The following is a 16,503-nucleotide window of genomic DNA, read 5'->3' on the forward strand; positions in this document are numbered from 1 at the left end:
TTACCCCCTCTCCAATAAGAATCTTGGATAAAACTCCATTATTTCCAGCATATCAAAATAGGGTGTTTCCTTATCTATGTAGCCTTTGTCACTATAGTTTTTATCATACTTTTCATGCCCCTTATTGGGCAGAAAACCTCCCCGGGCGGCCATATCAATCAATAAGGTGTTTAAGACTTCCGAACCAGAATTGAACGCGGCCCTCAATTCCTTAAGATGAGGGCCAGTCCAAAATCTATCTTCGTAAAAACCCCGTATCCCGTCTTTTAAGTAGCCAAGTGCTTTATTATCATTCTTATTGTCAATAATGTAAGGACCAAAATATAGCTGCAGACCATGACTAACATGCTCTTCCTTACGAATATTGCTTATACTACCGCTTTTGGTTCCACTAATTATGTAAAAATCCAGCCAGGATCCACCCTTTTCTCGATGGCATTCCTTGGCTAGTGAGCAAAGCTCTTCGGCAACTTTATAAGTCCGGTAAAAGGGATATTTGGTCTTAGCAATGGCAACACCGGCACAGGCACTGAAACCGCCTACAGGTAAATCATTTAATTCCTGGTTAGCTTTCTGTGTCCAGATGTTTAAAAATCTCTCCGCGAGATATAAACCCAGTTTGCCGTGACAGATGAAGGTAAGATCATCTCCACCCTGAATGAGGGGGCGCAGGGGAAGGTTATCTTTAATAGCAAAACCGGGGACATCTTTTAGTTTATCCACCATATCGACAACTTCCGATATAATCGTTCTAAAACTATCCTCGGTAATTCGCTGCATGTTTATGGAACGGGCACGGTAATCTGCTAAATTGCTGCTTTTTTGGAACCAGTTACCTATACCGTTTCCATCGATATGTACAATAGCTGTATAACTGTCACCTTCTACTTGTCCCAACTGGTCAACCTGCTCAGTGAAATGGTAACCCTTCAATTCTTCAGTATAATCACGCTGCAGAGCTTTGGCCGCTTTTTCCGCAGCAGTTATTTTTGCTTCTGCTTCACAAGATAAATATTTCTTCCTCTGCTCGGAGAAAATGTTTAAGCCTGTTCCTACTTCGGAACCAGTTGCAGTAATACCATGCATTGGCAGTGTAGTAACCGGAAAGTATTGGTTGCGATTAATTATAAGCTGTTCAAACAATTTGACCAGTTGTTCGGCAAAGCCTTCCTGCAAAGGGAAGTTATCTTCTTTGGCTACTGCCAGTTGTAAACCAGGAGCGTCAATTAATAAGCTTTTCGTAAATATTTTGATAAATTTCCTGGCCGTATCGTCAGCCGTATCTTTTTCCCGAAAAAATATCAGTGCCTTTCCACCACCGGATACTCCTATTTCAAATGGTATGGAGGCATCTTCTTCCATTAGGATTTTGTCTGGATTATTTCTCCATTCGGCCATGACTCTTCTGATTCTCTCCTCATCATTAATATTACAAGCTTTTTTTATAGCCTCTGCTGCATTATCCTCAAACAAAGTCTTTACCATATGGGAAGCCCCCAGGTTGTAGCGCAACTCATTGCTGGAAAAGATATACTTTTGTATGGATATTACATCCATTAACACTGCACAATATGTATCCACTATGATTTTCACCCCTTTATTCGTAGATGTGTTTCTTTAATTTTTCCCACATCTTTTCTGCCGGTAAATCGTTTATGCCCAGTACTATGAACTTATCCTGGCCCGCACCGGTAGCAGCTTTCAAGTCGTTTTCCAGGTTCTTTGCCAATGTAGGATTTAACAATGTAACCAAAACTGAACGGGCTTCATCTCCTCCGATTTGAGAACTGCGCAGGATTACCTCAAAGCCTTTATTTTTTAATGTGTTGGGTAATATTTCCTTTTGGTTCTCGAATTTAAGGGGCGTTCCACAGGAAATACCACATATCTGATAGCCGTTTTTCGCGAGAACATCAATTTCAAACTTTTTTGATCCGGATTTACCCCTTGTCTTAAGGTATATATTGGTAATGACATTGTTTTGTTCTTTGCGATTATTACTTATGACCCAGGCTACATATGCCTCTAACCAACCACCATTGAGAAATTTATTTAGCTGTTTTGTATTCTTGTTTTTATCAAAGTTGCTACATAACCAATAACCTTTTTCATCGCAAAACCTATCATTATCAGGAAACTTGCTCAAATAATTGAACAACAGCTTATAATTGTCATTAAAGCTTGCCATTATTTTTTTGATTTTTTCTTCGCCCTTTTCGCCCTCTGAAAAAAGTCCACCTTGTTTCGCCGTATTAAACCAATTTCTTAAATCTAACAGCTTGTTTTGGTTTGCGAGGTCAGCTATAGATTGCATAATATTATCCCTTCTGGGGCTGTCCGATATGGTTTCAAGATATTCATTATTTGTATTGCCCAATATTTCGCTATTATGCAAACTAAACAGATCTGACATTTTCAACTGAATTGTTTTTCTTAAATCCCCTGTATTTATATCCGGATTTTTATCAAACTTCATACGATAATCACGGGCGTCCAGATATGATGCAGAAAATCCTTCCCCAAGTTTTCCCTCTAAAGCCCGGTAGGCATGAACCGACATAGCTTTGGTTCCGCCGGTATAATTAAGATGGATTTTCTTTATCCCGTTTTGTTTTGATAAGATTTTTGCCACCTGCTCTTTAATTGTCTGAGCCTGACTAATAACAGATAAGTTGTGTAGCAAATAGCGCACATTTGATTGTTTAAATTCTGTTTCCAGTACTTTCTTAATATCCTCGGCATACTGCCCTGTTCCCTGATAAAACTCTGTCTTTTCTGAATATATAAGCCAGATTCGCTGCAAGCTTTTGTTAGTCAGGAAAAAATACTTTGCCACCACATAATTGGGCAATGGGTTGGTTCCTATCAATAGTATCAGGTCGGTAAAATCATATTCTTGTTTACTCATGGTATCCCTCCCTTTCTTATTCTCCAGGCATTACAAAATCTATTAATAGCGGAGTGCTTCCTTTTTCGCTCTTGGCTCTGCCGTTTTCGTCAACTTCGTTGGGCATTAAATACTGAAGGTTGCGATTCTCGGATAAGGCAGTTACCAAAATCATAGCGGCACTGACGGAAGCGGTCGCCCCCGTATAATCACACAGAATATCCTGCTCACTGATACCAAAATCCACAGCCTCCCGGTAAATGCCTTTCATGACATTAAATACATTATCTATATCATTCGGGTTGTCGATCTCCCGTTTATGTATCTCAATGGGATGACCATCATCACTGGGATAACGGGGTCCCTGGGTTTCATCCCAAGGATCATACTTGCTATAGCACCGATATATCTTTTGGTAATTATCATCAGCCTGTTTGGTAACCAATAACCAGCAATGTTGCAACTTGGGAGTATGAAGCTTAATCGCTGTCTCTGCCGCAGTTTCACCCTTCCCCAAACTTACCGCGGCAATCAAACCCTTTACTGGTTCAGCATTTCTATGCTCAATCCAGCTTTTTCTCCGGGAGCGAAGCATCCACCAATTCCACAATCGCAGTACAATGGCTATGAATAAGATTATCCCCATCACGGCTATTGTAAAAGTCCATCCCTTATTCTCCAGCGTATTTGAACATATAGTTATAGCTAAATCAATAGTTTTCCCAAAAATAAGAATGGCAATTGCCCCTGCTGCATTAGTAATTACCGCTTTAAGACTGCTGTTTTTTATCAAGCTTAGGAATCCCCTCCCTTCTGTCTTGAGCCCCAGCACGGTTACCGCTTTTTTCTCGCCTTCTCCCGCAATGCCCGCAAATTAATGATTTCCGCCACCACAAACCGGGGCGGGATTGTTTCCGGTTCCGGTTTCATGCGTAGTATTGCCGGGAAATACCCCATCCTGCCATGCAACATAGCCAACAAAATAGCAGTGGAATAATTTAATGATGGAAGATTGATTAGTATCGGCATGGTCTGCCATTCCTGCTGGTTTAAGCCTGCATTATCCAGCATGGCTTCGATTTGAGTTATTACATCGATTTGTGGGTCGATCTGGGCATTAATGTCCCTAATCTCAGTCAATGGTTTTTCTGTGAGATGGTTAATTTTTTCTATATCTTCGGAGGTAATGGGATGAGCATAATTCAGTAGAATAATCTGTTACCACCTGCCTTATTTAGAGCATATTCCGTTTATTACTTAATATTTCTATATGTGGGAATATATTTCCTGCCCATTATAGAAAAATCTTGTCAAATTTTAACTTTACTGCATAACAATACGAAACGCTGGCGAATCAGGATCTACCTTCCGGCGAAGGCGAAAGGGGGCAATTGACAGGATATCATGTGTATTAATTAATCCTTTTCTGCTACGAAAGTTGAGTTAAGAAATTGATGGAAACTAGATGAATCGCATCCCGCAAGACCGCCGGAAACACTATCATGCCTGCTTCACCAAGTTAAGGTCAAGCCATACGGGTTGGATCCCTCCCCAAAGGGTTTCTCCCAATCCCTTGATTTGGAGCCTCTGCAGGCATGAATTGTAGCCTGGCAAACGGCGGGGGTGGCGGGCCGAAATATCTTAAAAGTACTGCATATATTCATTTGTTACCGTTAATTATTGTGGGATATTAATAATTTAATCGCATATTGTACTATTACCATTTACATAATAAAATTAAGGAAAACAATAGTAGAAAGCGGGGACTTGAATGAGTGGGAACAAACAAGTTACTTTTAATCTTCCGGAAGATTTAATTGGAAGAATGACCTGGTATGTTCAACAGAAGATTGAACCTTCTAAAAATGCAATTGTACGTAAGAGTATAGAACTCTATTTAGAAACACTAAAACAAGAAACCTTGCAAAAATCCATGGAAGAAGCAATTAACGATACTATGTTTATGAATGACCTGACTGAAAGCATGAGGGATTTTGAAGCTATTGACAGGGAAGGGGATTCTGTATGGTAAAGGAATATCAATGGAATAACATGCTTTAGTATAAACGGAACAATCATCCCGAATTTTGTTAATACTTGGCTCGCATCTTAATTTACCCCTCTCTTATTTGCATCAAAACTAATAAAATAATTTTTTATATTCTTTATTTTCATTTTAAGCCTAATTTGAAAATAATACACTCTTTATATTTATTCATTGATGCAAATAAAACCTATTTACAAATAGTTATAATCGATATTTTATGCTTAATGAACTTTCGCCTTATTTTAGACATTTTGTGGGCAAATGGCAAAATCCATTTAAAACATAAAACTAGCGGGGCCAAAAAAGCCCCGCTATTGCTTTACTTCTATATGGTGGGCGCGGAGGGTTTCGAACCCACGACTTCTACCGTGTGAAGGTAGCACTCTCCCGCTGAGTTACGCGCCCTTTATGTGATGAATTTTATCATTTTTTTCTTAGCAGTTCAATCAAGTGAAAAGCGGACTGTTAACAATCGTCTGTTTCCTTTTCGGCCCAACGGCTATAATGGCCGCCTTTACCCCAGTCAGTTCTTCGATTTTGGCTACATAGGCCCGGGCGTTGAGGGGTAAGTCCTCGATAGAGGAGGCTGCAGATATATCTTCCTGCCAACCAGGCAGCTCGATATATTCCGGCTCGCAATCATCCAGAATCGCAATGTTATTGGGGAATTCTGTAAGCAATTGCCCTTTATAGCGATAGGCCACGCATATTTTTATAGTGGAGAAGCTATCCAAGACATCTAATTTGGTTATGGCAAAGTCGGTCAAGCCATTTATCCGTACCGCATAGCGTAAAATAACCGTATCCAACCAGCCACAGCGCCTGGGCCTGCCGGTAGTAGTGCCGTATTCCTGGCCTTTGTCCCGCAGGATTTCTCCCTGGAAATCGTTCAACTCAGTAGGGAAAGGGCCTTCCCCCACGCGGGTGGTATAGGCCTTGGCTACCCCCAGCACTTTACTTATATTAGTAGGTCCGATACCGGTGCCGACACAGGCTCCTCCGGCAATGGGATGGGAAGAAGTAACATAGGGATAGGTCCCATGGTCAATATCCAGCAAAGTGCCCTGGGCCCCTTCAAAAAGAACCTTCTTGCCCTCTTTTATCGCTGTGTACACCAAATACGAAGTATCGGCCAGGTATTTCTTCAGTTGCTCCGCCTGCCCGAGAACCTCATTAAGCATTTGCTGGTAGTCAAAACCATCCTCTTGATATATTTCCTCCATAATACGGTTTTTGTATTCAATTTGAGCCTTGAATCTCTCCCGGAAACATTCACCACCGGTAAGAATATCGCCCATACGAAAACCTATGCGATTTATTTTATCGGCATAAGCCGGTCCTATTCCTCTTTTAGTGGTCCCTATCCTGGTATGGCGATCTTCCAACTCATCAATTCTTTTATGATAGGGCATTACCACCGGGCTTCTGAGACTAATCCTTAAATTACTGGTGTCAATACCTCTTTTTTGCAGACCGTCTATTTCTTCTATGAGTTTGCCCATATCAACAACTACGCCATTTCCTATAACGCAAAGGGTTTCCGGATAGAGAATACCAGAGGGTATCAAGTGCAACATAAATTTTTCCTGGCTCACTTCTACTGTATGCCCGGCATTGCTTCCTCCCTGGTACCTGACCACACAGTTGGCTTTCTCCGCCAGAAAATCAGTTATTTTCCCTTTGCCTTCGTCACCCCACTGGGCTCCCACCAAAACTACGGCTGACATTACTCCACCCCCTGCTTTGTTACCTGCTGCTTTTGGCTTATTGCCAAACTAATAGTAGCAGAAGCACCAGGGCGTGTCAACTTAAGGCATATCCCCATAAGACGGTACCTTCGGCCCAAAGAAAGGGGGAGCTAATCCCCCTTTCCCGCAAGCTTTAAGCATCGGAAGAAACTGCGGAGCAGTTTCAACAAACCGCTGCAACGAGGCGGGGGATTAGAACCCGCCGCCTGTTTTGTTAATAGGAACCCGGCCGCTCAAGAAGCGGGGGACATATCTCACCTCTTTATATATGGGTAATTCGCCGCCGGATTCTACCTGGCCTGGGCTAAAAACATGGGGGTATGCTTCCTTTATGTAACTAATGGGTACAATCTTCAAACCTTTTATATCCTCAGGAACATCCTTCAGGTTGTCCCGGGGAATGAGCAGCTTTTTTATACCGGCCTGGCGGGCTCCGTATATTTTTTCGTAAATCCCCCCCACGGCTTTTACACGTCCCTGTATGGATACTTCACCGGTAATGGCTAGATCCTGACGCAGAGCCATGCCTTTTATCGCACTCAATATGGCCAGGTAAATGGCGGCTCCGGCTGAAGGCCCGTCCACATTGCCTCCGCCCACTATGTTTATATGCAGGTCATAATTCTTCAAGTTTTCCCCGGTTTCTTTTCTAAACAAAGAAGTGGCATTAAAAAGGGAATCCCGGGCCATGGAACCAGCAGTGTCATTGAAACGAATATTGCCTTTCCCTTGTTCCTCAGCCGGGAAGGCTATAGCCTCCAGTTCAATCAAGCTGGCCTGGTAGCCAGAAACCCCTACGCCAAAGATCTTGCCAACTTCGCTGCTGTCAGAGGCCCGGTTTAGTATCTGGGGGGTGATGCGGCTGTTGCGAATGGCCTGGTATATATGCTGGCAGCGGACTTCCAGCGGGGCTTCTTCTCCACAGCTTTCGTTTACTGCCAGGGCATAGGCATCAACCAGTATCTTATTAGCCCCACGCCCTTCTGCGGTATATTCAGCAATAATCTCGGCTACCCCATCTTCCATGTTTATATTAAGTTTTTTTGCCGAGTTTACTACCATCTGGCGAATATGATCCGCTCTGAGCGGTTCAAAAAAAACTTCCATACAGCGTGATCGGAAAGCCGGGTTGATTTCTTCCTTGCTTTTGGTGGTAGCTCCTATCAATATGAAATCTGCCGGCACCCCTTTTTCAAAAAGCTGTTTTATATACTGGGGAATCCTCTCATTATGGGGGTCATAATAGGAGGATTCAAAAAATACCCGCTTATCTTCCAGGACTTTCAATAGTTTGTTTTGCAGCAATGGATCCATTTCCCCCAATTCATCAATAAAGAGAATACCGCCATGGGCATCAGACACCAGCCCCAGCTTGGGTTCTGGTATGCCTTCCTCCGCCAATTCTCTTTTTGCTCCCTGGTATATGGGGTCATGTACTGATCCCAGTAGGGGGTTGGTGGATTCGCGCGGGTCCCAGCGCAGGGTGGTTCCATCCACTTCGATAAAGGGGGCATCTTCTTTAAATGGATTCCCTTTCCGTCCTTTGACCATCTCCAGAGCCAGGCGGGCACAGCTGGTTTTGCCCACCCCGGGAGGGCCATAGAGCAGGATATGCTGGGGGTAAGGATTGTTTAACTTGGATATTATGGAGCTGAGGGCTTTCCCCTGCCCAATTATATCCTCCCGGCAGGATGGCCGGAGAATTTCCAGAGCCGAGCGACTGAGATTAGTGTGCTCCATTTTCTCCAGCCTGCCCAATTTTTTTAGGGTTTGAGCATTCTCCGGGCTGCTGCTTTGTTCCTTTAAAACCTCTAATTTCAAATCTCGGATATATTCGCTGTATTTTTCATCCATCTTTTCCTGAATGCGCTGTTGAATCTGCTCTTCTATGCTTTTCCGAGCGAAAACCTCCGCCACCTTTTCCTCCAAACGATCCAGGGCCAGGCCCAGGTTGCCCGGGGGGTCCACTTCATTTATGGTAGGGTCTTCTTGCAGGATTCTCTGCAAGGCTAATATTCTTTCCTCCAGCTTTGGCGAGCCCATCAAATCGATAGCATCCAGCTTGCTGGCCCTCAGTATGAGTCCCTGGGTACCGTAAATGAGCCCCAGGTTCTTATATAAGCATTCTATCTTCCAGTATAATTGGGTTTCCTGGCTTTGCTCCGTTTCCTGGCTAAATTCTGTTGCGACTGAATACTGCTTCACCGTTATCCTCCTAGAATCATTCTGCGGCAACTATCACCTTTATTTCCGCTTGTATGGAGGGATATACTTTCACTTTAACCTTGTATTCTCCCAATTGTTTAATGGGTTGGGGCAGTTCAATTTTCTTTTTATCGATGACTATTCCCAACTCCTGCTGTAAAATCTCGGAAATCTCCCGTGAAGTCACCGCTCCAAACAGGCGGTCAGCACCACCGGCCCGGGCTTTAATGCTAATAGTTTTTCCCTGCAGCTTTTCTTTGAGCTTTTCGGCCTCACTTAATTCCTTTTCCTTTTTTCGCTGCATCTTCAGCTTTTTTTCTTCGCTTTCCTTGACCTTGCCTTTGGTAGCTTCTTCGGCCAAACCTCGGGGAATCAGGAAATTCCTGGCATAACCATCTGATACCTCTTTAATTTCCCCGGCTTTTCCCAGGTTCTTTACCTCCTGAATCAATATAACCTTCATTTTTCAACCTCCCGTTCCAAAGCTATTTTTCTAAAATTAAGCAAGGAATCGAACAATCCCATCAGACTTAAAAATATTATGGCTGATAGCGGAAAAAACAGGGATAGAATGATAAGCAATGTGGCAAATAGCTTGCGTTTAGAAGGTAAAAGTCGTTTAAATTCAAATAAAAGTACGGCCAGGCCGTAATAAACTGCTATCGGCGTCATAACAACCATAATATTCGAGCCTACATAATACAGGGAACCCATCTCATCCCGGCCCCATAACCACAATGCCAAACCCACAATTAATACCCATACCAATGGCCAGGGCATCATTTCTTCCGTATAGGCTTTCCTTTTTAGACGCTCATCCGGGCTTTTTCGGCTTAAGAAAGAGGCCAGCAAAAGCATGAAAAATACTTCCATAATAGCCTGAACATAGTACAGGGCCGGTAGATGCCGAACTATACTCCGGGTCATGGTTCTAAAGCTCTTTTCAAGCTCGGCCCGGCTTAATCCCTGGGACTCATAAAAGCCAATAAATCCAGAATCTTCATAGGCTTTTAATGACTCTTGCACATAATTGTTTATCTGTAATTCCGTTTGCTCCATGCCAATCTGCCCGCTATTCCAGTAGAGAAGACCCAGAAATAATGAAACTCCTAATACGGCAGCAGCTACTCCCCATTTTTGAATACTATAATAAGCTTGATGGCGGTTTATGAGCAAGCTCATAAGCAGGGCCGGCAATCCAAAAAAGGCCGCATAAAAAAGCAGGGTGCTGGTTCCAGCAAGCCCATATAAAAGGGAGAAATTGAGCAGATATATCAAGCCTATCTGGCGCTGTGAGAGAGTCAAACTCCCCCTGATAAGCAGAGCACCCCAGCCAATAGCTATGATAAAAGCCAGGGGTGGGAGCAGTACAGTCAAACACAAAAGCAGAGAACTAATAAGGGAAAGCTTGATAAATGCCGACAAATTACCACCTCTTCTTGCTCTCAAGGTACTTATATAGTTCGGAAAGATCACCCGACCAGCTGCCTATTTCTTCTGACTCCTTTATGCTGGTCCTTAACTTTTCCTTAATGGCTTGATCCAAAACGAAGAAAGTCACGCCTACCCGCCGTGCCAGCAGGTAGGTAATAATAATAATAGTGCTGGCGGCATCCTGAATAGCATCATTTCCCTTCTGCAATAGAGCTTTGAAGAGTGCTGCCATCGAATCCACCAATTCCGCTTTGAGCCACTCGATAGTTTTTAAATTCTGGGCGATGTCCAGTTCTTTGACCTTTCCCTTCAAGTGATTACACCTCCTGCAGTACTTTTCTTCATCAAAGAGCGCATTTCCTGCAAAAGCTGATCATATATCACGGTGACGGTTCTGCTGATATATAAGTATATCAGCAGAACCGTCACCGTGATATACATGCCGGGCGTACATATAAAAGAAAAAGCCCTCCGGCGAGGGCGTTTTTTCTTTGCTTATTCAGAAGTATAGGGAAGAAGAGCCATGATCCGAGCCCTCTTTATGGCTACGGTCAACTGTCTCTGGTGATGGGCACAATTGCCGGTTATTCTGCGAGGTAATATTTTCCCTCTTTCTGTAATATAGCGGCGGAGCCTGGGAATCTCCTTGTAATCAACAACTTCAATTTTATCGGCACACCAATTACATTGGCGTCTTTTTTTGCGTCGATCCTTTTTCAATTAATCTGCCTCCTCTGACTAGAAAGGTATATCCTCATCTTCGTGCTGGTCAACCAGATCGATGTTATCCATGTTTACTTCTCGTCCCAAATCGCTCCAGTTGTCATCAAAATCTCGTTTGCTGGTCTTATCAGCATAGTCAGGGGTTGAGCCTCTACTCCCTGCCGGTTTCCCCATGAAACGGACATCTTCCGCCACTACTTCGGTAACCCAGCGTCTTTGTCCTTCTTGATTGTCATAAGTTCTAACCTGTATCCTTCCTTCAATCGCTACCAAACTACCCTTGTTCAGGTAGTTAGCACAATTTTCCGCCTGCTTGGCCCAAACCACGATAGGAATAAAGTCAGTTTCCTCCCGTTTGTACTTGCGGTCAACCGCCAATGTAAAAGTGGCCACAGCAGTCCCGTTCTGGGTATAACGAAGTTCCGGATCTTTGGTCAATCGACCAATCAAGATAACCCGATTCAGCATGGCTTTCCCCCCTGTTCCCCTAAAAACAATATAATCATGCGTTATTTTTCATCCTGGCGAATAATGATGTGGCGCAAAAAGTTCTCCGAAATTTTGATAATCCTGTCCAATTCATCGACAGTTTCCGGCTTGCCTTTGAAATACCACAGGCTATAAATACCTTCTACATAATCGTCAATGGCATAGGCAAGTCGTTTTTTGCCCCACCCGTCTGCTGCATTAATGAATTCACCGCCAAAATCGGCTATGATCTTCTGCAGTCTTTCTTTGGTTTCCAAAACTTGTTCTTCTTCCAAATCAGGTCTGAGGACAAACATCATTTCGTATGTGCGCATCGTTACACCTCCTCCCTACGGACTAATCCATGGCATGGATTTCGGCCCCGTTCTTACCCGGGGCAGGGACTTCAATTGATTATACCAGTATTGTAAATTTGTTGCAAGAAAAAACACCAGTAAAAAAACAGAATTGACCGCGTCCTCCCCTGGCCATTATGCGGCACTTTAAGAAGCCCGGTCAACTAAAAAAAGCTAGTAGTAAAGCCGTTTAAATTATCTTTTTTTCTGGTAGAATTTGCTGTAAAACCTCGTATTTATCCCCCGGAAGAAGGTTAAAGTATTCCTTTTATTAATAGGGTTTGCAACAAGGACAGGGGTTTCTCAATAATATAGGTGTCGTTAAATAATGCCTTCAAAATGGCCATTTTCTCCCCACTATCACTTTCCTTAAAACCAATGATACAAAAGCGTTCGTCCTGGGGCATGCTTTTTACCGTTACCAAATCACCCGCTGTGAAGCCCTGGTTGCCAGGATTTTTAGCATCCACCTGGCTTCACCTCCTTTAAGGCAGATTATGTAGTTTATTATATGCCCATACGGAAGAAAGTGTTAGTGAGCTTCTTTTTCCACCCGGATCATGCGTTTTTCAAACTGAAGCCGGGGCAGCATTACTATTCGGCCACAACCCTGGCATTTGATTTTTATGTCCGCCCCCATACGGGTAACCTCCCAGTTGAAACTGCCGCAGGGATGTTGTTTTTTCATACGGACAATATCCCCCAAGCCAAAGCTCTTTCTTTCCATACATCTCTCCTCCCCTAATAGCAAGTTCTACAAAAAAACAGCCAATTGTCGCCTGCCACCGCCTGCCACAGGGACGGTTTTTGTGGCTGGCCGAAACGGAGCCGGGATTGTTGGCAAATTCGGGCTTCTACATCTAAACCAGGTGTCAAGGAGACGGTCCTTTTGACGCCCCTCACCCCTCACTTTACCTACTAAGTAGGTCAAGGGTTCTGTCCCTCGGCCCCGCGACTGTCCCGCACTCTTATCGGGCTAAAATGCTCGCCCCGTACTCTACCTATTAGATTACAAAAAGAGCCCCGCTTTTCCATAACCTGCAGTAGTTCACCCGCCTTTTTCTCCGCAACGGCTATCAACAGGCCTCCGGCAGTCTCTGGTGAAAAAAACAAATCTCGAATCAAAGGATCAATGTTCCCTGCATACTCCACTTTATCTTTCAGATAATCCCGGTTGTTATACGCACCGCCTGGTATTAGCCCCAGACCGGCATATTCCAGGGTTCCTTCCATAAATGGAACTTTGTCGGCGAAAACTTCCACTTGAACATCGCTGCCCCAGGCCATTTCATAGAGGTGTCCCATCAGCCCAAACCCGGTAATATCCGTGGCTGCATTTACCCCTACTTCCATCATGGCCTGGCTGCTTTCCCGGTTCAGCATGGACATCCACTTTATCGCTTCTTTATAAGCTTCACCTGAAACCATCTCCGCTTTGATGCTGGTAGCAATCACGCCATTGCCCAGGGGTTTGGTCAAAAATAAAAGGTCTCCCGGTTGGGCCCCGTTGTTAGCTATAATTTTCTGGGGATGAACCAAACCGGATACCGCCAGACCATATTTTGGTTCGTTGTCATCCACCGTATGCCCCCCCACCAGCAAAGCTCCTGCCTCCAATACTTTACTGAGACCGCCTTCCAGTATCTTCCGGAGAACTTGCAAATCCGCACATTCGGGGAAACATACTACATTTAAAGCCAAAATGGGGGTACCCCCCATAGCATATATATCATTCAGGGCGTTAGTTGCGGCTATCTGCCCAAAGATGAAGGGGTCATCAACCATAGGCGTAAAAAAATCAATGGTCTGAATCAAGGCCTTTTCCTCGTCCAGTTTTAAAACAGCCGCATCATCCCTGCTCTCAATTCCTATCAAGAGATCAGGATGTACCGGTAAAGGAAAATCCTTGAGAATAGACTCCAGGGCCTCCGGCCCTATCTTAGCTGCTCAGCCGGCAGCCCTTACCATCTCTGTTAGTCTGGTTTGCTTCATTTATTTCCCCCCTTCCCGTTTTCGCCTGCTCACCTTTGCCGGGTGCAACCTTGATGGTATACGTAAGGTACATCAGGCGTACCCGCAGGGTGCCGGGTGCTGCATCTATGCTTCGCCAGCGCTTTGTATATTTATGCAACCTTTCTGCACCAAAAGGGGCTTTTGCAGTAGGGTCAATTATTCATCCTGCCTCATTACTAATTGGTAAAGCTCTGCATAAAAACCCGATAGGCTTTGTAGGCTAAAAATACATCCACTTTGCTGGAAACCTCAAAAGGTGAGTGCATGCCCAGCAAAGCCACCCCCAGATCTACCACTTCCATACCATAACGGGCCATGTAATGGGCTACGGTTCCTCCCCCTCCTATGTCCACTTTCCCTAATTCGCCCACCTGCCAGAATACTTCATTATCATCAAAAAGCCTCCGGATCCTGGCTAAAAACTCGGGATTGGCATCGTTGGAATTACTTTTTCCCCGGGAGCCGGTATACTTGGTTAACACTACTCCCCGCGAAAGAAAACTACAATTCATCTTCTCGAATACTTCGGGATAATTGGGGTCAACCGCCGCATTTACATCGGCTGACAGGGCACAAGAATTGGCCAGGCTCTTACGCAGGGCCAAATAATTGTTGTACCCGGCTTTACTCATTAATTCAGCCATGAGGTTTTCTATGATAAGTGATTGCAGTCCGGTATTGCCGTTGCTTCCAATTTCTTCCTTGTCCACAAAGAGGCAGATCGCAGTTCTCTTGGGTGCTTCCAGCTCCAGCGCAGCCCTTAATGAAGTATAGGCACAAACCCGGTCATCCTGCCCATAGGCTCCGATCATACTGCGGTCAAAACCAATATCCCGGGCCTGAAAAGCGGGAACCGCCTGCAGTTCTGCACTGCTGAAATCCTCTTCTTCTATGGCATATTTTTCTTGTAGAATCTGCAAGACTTGTTTCTTAATAGGGTTATCTGCAGTATCTCCCAGAGGTTGACTACCTACCAAGATGTTCAGGTTCTCCGCTGGAATCGCTTCGGACATCTTTTTTTCCATCTGTTCTTTGGCCAAATGAGGCAGGAGATCCGCAATGCTCAAAACAAAATCATCATTTTCCTCGCCAATAACAACACTCACCACTTGTCCATCCTTTTTAATTACCACACCGTGTAAAGCCAGAGGGATAGCCAGCCACTGGTATTTCTTTATCCCTCCGTAATAATGGGTTTTGAACAGGGCCAGGCCATCTGCTTCATATAAAGGATTAGCTTTAAGATCCAGGCGGGGGGAGTCGATATGGGATACCACCATGTTGACCCCATTCTCCATAGCTTCCTGGCCAATAACCACCAGGGCACATATTTTCCCTTTTTGCTGGAAAAAGAGCTTTTGCCCAGGCTCAAGAGAAGCAACCCTATCCAGGTCAATAAAACCATGCCCCTGGGCTGCCTGCTTTATGTAAGCAACCGCCTCTCTCTCCGTTTTTACCTGATTGAGAAAATCCCGGTAACCCTGGTTGAAATCATGAACCATCGGTAAATCCGCTGGTTTTATTCGTAGCCAGGCATTCTTTTTTAGATTTTCTTTTTGCTCGCTCAAAATGTTTCCTCCTTTTTATGAATAAATTTGTTGATTTCGCTGTAAAAAAGTTATAATTATACAACCCTATGTTAACAAAAAGGGGTTTTTGCAATAGAGTCATTGTTGCATACCTTAAATTCCTCGCTTTAGCTTTTGCCGCATCCACGCTCCCTATACTTTATAGTATCAGAAGAAACTGTGAAGCAGTTTCAACACAGCGCTGCAATTCCCAATAAAGTCTTGCCGCAGGTAAAGAGCTCCAGGAACCAGGGAGCCAGCCATGACATGCCAAGACTATTGTTTATACTGACAGCCCAGGCCGATCCCATCCGGGCCGCCAGGTTGATGGCCGGATAAAGCAGGCCGATCAAGAAAATCATAATTATAAGATTTTTCGCCGTTACCAGCAGCAAGCCCAAAAGGCGGTTGAGCCAGTCCAAACCTCCGCAAGAGAGCAGGCGGTTTAAGGCAGCAAAAACCAGTTTTATTATAAAACTGCTGGTAAAAAGTATTAGCAAAAAACACAGCAGTAAGAGCAAGAGTTGAGCCAGGAAGGCAGTTGGATCAACCAGTATCTCAGGTAGTCCCAACCCCTTCCCGATCGCCCCCCATTCGGGGGAGTAGACCGGGGTGGGCATTCTCTCTGCCAATAAATCACCCAGGGCCTGCGTAAAGCCATAGTGTTTATCCAGGTAAAAGGCCAGTTCTTCTCGATATAGAACGGCTAGTATTAAGCCGCCCAATGTACCCAGTAATCCCCCTATCGCATCCACCAGCCCCTGGCGATAACCAGCCCAGGCGCTCAATAATATAATGCCTATAAATAAATAATCCAACAGGTTTAAATGCATAATAGAATACCGTCTTAAAATTTTTAAATATCCATGCAGCTCCGATACTTATTTTACCATACTATTTTAATCAACAGCATCATAAGACTGATTCCATAAAAATATCGTTAAATCTGGCCGATTTTCTTTAATTGATCCTCCTTGTTTTCAGCACAAGTATAACGAGGTGAAATATGTCCCCTGCTTCTTTACGCAGTCGGTTTTCTATTAACAAAACAGGC

The 16,503-nt window shown here is 44.2% G+C and carries 19 protein-coding genes and 1 tRNA gene; 1 reads left to right on the top strand and 19 read right to left on the bottom strand.

The window, feature by feature from the left end; all coding sequences use genetic code 11:
• The 4 genes from SWOL_RS13060 to csx15 are packed head-to-tail and all read right to left on the bottom strand — an operon-like array spanning position 1 to position 4,102.
• On the bottom strand, positions 1 to 1,593 hold the full coding sequence (locus tag SWOL_RS13060; protein ID WP_207635302.1) for a Cas10/Cmr2 second palm domain-containing protein: 1,593 nt from the start codon (positions 1,591 to 1,593) through the stop codon (positions 1 to 3).
• 4 nt (positions 1,594 to 1,597) lie between these two features.
• On the bottom strand, positions 1,598 to 2,908 hold the full coding sequence (locus SWOL_RS13065) for a PDDEXK family nuclease (RefSeq protein ID WP_011641897.1): 1,311 nt from the start codon (positions 2,906 to 2,908) through the stop codon (positions 1,598 to 1,600).
• A gap of 16 nt (positions 2,909 to 2,924) precedes the next feature.
• Positions 2,925 to 3,680, bottom strand: a complete 756-nt coding sequence (locus tag SWOL_RS13070) for a hypothetical protein (protein WP_011641898.1) — start codon at positions 3,678 to 3,680, stop codon at positions 2,925 to 2,927.
• Between the two features lie 41 nt (positions 3,681 to 3,721).
• A complete protein-coding gene (gene csx15, locus SWOL_RS13075) occupies positions 3,722 to 4,102 on the bottom strand; it encodes a CRISPR-associated protein Csx15 (protein ID WP_041427616.1) in 381 nt (126 codons plus the stop codon).
• Positions 4,103 to 4,658: 556 nt separating this feature from the next.
• On the opposite strand from csx15, the gene SWOL_RS13080 reads away from it, so the two are divergent.
• On the top strand, positions 4,659 to 4,919 hold the full coding sequence (locus SWOL_RS13080; protein WP_011641900.1) for a hypothetical protein: 261 nt from the start codon (positions 4,659 to 4,661) through the stop codon (positions 4,917 to 4,919).
• Between the two features lie 345 nt (positions 4,920 to 5,264).
• On the opposite strand, the gene SWOL_RS13085 is transcribed toward SWOL_RS13080, so the two are convergent.
• The 15 genes from SWOL_RS13085 to SWOL_RS13155 all read right to left on the bottom strand — a co-directional run bounded on the left by SWOL_RS13085 (position 5,265) and on the right by SWOL_RS13155 (position 16,267).
• Positions 5,265 to 5,339: transfer RNA gene (locus tag SWOL_RS13085), tRNA-Val, on the bottom strand.
• Between the two features lie 41 nt (positions 5,340 to 5,380).
• On the bottom strand, positions 5,381 to 6,661 hold the full coding sequence (locus tag SWOL_RS13090; RefSeq protein WP_011641901.1) for an adenylosuccinate synthase: 1,281 nt from the start codon (positions 6,659 to 6,661) through the stop codon (positions 5,381 to 5,383).
• A 213-nt stretch (positions 6,662 to 6,874) separates the two neighbouring features.
• Positions 6,875 to 8,887, bottom strand: a complete 2,013-nt coding sequence (gene lonC / locus SWOL_RS13095; protein WP_011641902.1) for a Lon family ATP-dependent protease — start codon at positions 8,885 to 8,887, stop codon at positions 6,875 to 6,877.
• A 16-nt stretch (positions 8,888 to 8,903) separates the two neighbouring features.
• Positions 8,904 to 9,350, bottom strand: a complete 447-nt coding sequence (gene rplI, locus SWOL_RS13100) for a 50S ribosomal protein L9 (protein ID WP_011641903.1) — start codon at positions 9,348 to 9,350, stop codon at positions 8,904 to 8,906.
• Positions 9,347 to 10,312, bottom strand: a complete 966-nt coding sequence (locus SWOL_RS13105; RefSeq protein WP_011641904.1) for a YybS family protein — start codon at positions 10,310 to 10,312, stop codon at positions 9,347 to 9,349. The genes rplI and SWOL_RS13105 overlap by 4 nt, the downstream gene beginning before the upstream one ends.
• Position 10,313: 1 nt before the next feature.
• The gene (locus SWOL_RS13110) at positions 10,314 to 10,634 is read right to left on the bottom strand and encodes a MazG-like family protein (protein ID WP_011641905.1); all 321 of its coding nucleotides are present in this window, start codon (positions 10,632 to 10,634) and stop codon (positions 10,314 to 10,316) included.
• 182 nt (positions 10,635 to 10,816) lie between these two features.
• Positions 10,817 to 11,041 carry a 30S ribosomal protein S18 gene (gene rpsR, locus SWOL_RS13115; RefSeq protein WP_011641906.1) on the bottom strand — a complete coding sequence of 75 codons (225 nt, stop codon included), beginning with the start codon at positions 11,039 to 11,041 and terminating at the stop codon, positions 10,817 to 10,819.
• Between the two features lie 18 nt (positions 11,042 to 11,059).
• The gene (locus SWOL_RS13120) at positions 11,060 to 11,512 is read right to left on the bottom strand and encodes a single-stranded DNA-binding protein (RefSeq protein ID WP_011641907.1); all 453 of its coding nucleotides are present in this window, start codon (positions 11,510 to 11,512) and stop codon (positions 11,060 to 11,062) included.
• 41 nt (positions 11,513 to 11,553) lie between these two features.
• Positions 11,554 to 11,847, bottom strand: coding sequence for a 30S ribosomal protein S6 (rpsF, locus tag SWOL_RS13125; protein ID WP_011641908.1), 294 nt, complete (start codon positions 11,845 to 11,847; stop codon positions 11,554 to 11,556).
• Positions 11,848 to 12,122: 275 nt separating this feature from the next.
• Positions 12,123 to 12,338 (bottom strand): hypothetical protein, encoded by a 216-nt coding sequence (locus SWOL_RS13130; protein ID WP_041427617.1) that lies wholly within the window; start codon positions 12,336 to 12,338, stop codon positions 12,123 to 12,125.
• A 62-nt stretch (positions 12,339 to 12,400) separates the two neighbouring features.
• Entirely contained in the window at positions 12,401 to 12,595 is a 195-nt protein-coding gene (locus SWOL_RS13135) for a DUF951 domain-containing protein (RefSeq protein ID WP_011641909.1), read from the bottom strand.
• A gap of 200 nt (positions 12,596 to 12,795) precedes the next feature.
• A complete protein-coding gene (gene selD / locus SWOL_RS13140; protein ID WP_081424872.1) occupies positions 12,796 to 13,860 on the bottom strand; it encodes a selenide, water dikinase SelD in 1,065 nt (354 codons plus the stop codon).
• The gene (locus SWOL_RS14620; protein ID WP_041427619.1) at positions 13,808 to 13,999 is read right to left on the bottom strand and encodes a hypothetical protein; all 192 of its coding nucleotides are present in this window, start codon (positions 13,997 to 13,999) and stop codon (positions 13,808 to 13,810) included. Before SWOL_RS14620 ends, selD begins: the two co-directional genes overlap by 53 nt.
• 58 nt (positions 14,000 to 14,057) lie before the next feature.
• Entirely contained in the window at positions 14,058 to 15,449 is a 1,392-nt protein-coding gene (locus tag SWOL_RS13150) for an aminopeptidase (protein WP_011641911.1), read from the bottom strand.
• 191 nt (positions 15,450 to 15,640) lie between these two features.
• The gene (locus SWOL_RS13155) at positions 15,641 to 16,267 is read right to left on the bottom strand and encodes a CvpA family protein (protein ID WP_207635303.1); all 627 of its coding nucleotides are present in this window, start codon (positions 16,265 to 16,267) and stop codon (positions 15,641 to 15,643) included.
• Between the last annotated feature and the right edge of the window lie 236 nt (positions 16,268 to 16,503).

This window comes from Syntrophomonas wolfei subsp. wolfei str. Goettingen G311 (assembly GCF_000014725.1).
GTDB lineage: Bacteria > Bacillota > Syntrophomonadia > Syntrophomonadales > Syntrophomonadaceae > Syntrophomonas > Syntrophomonas wolfei.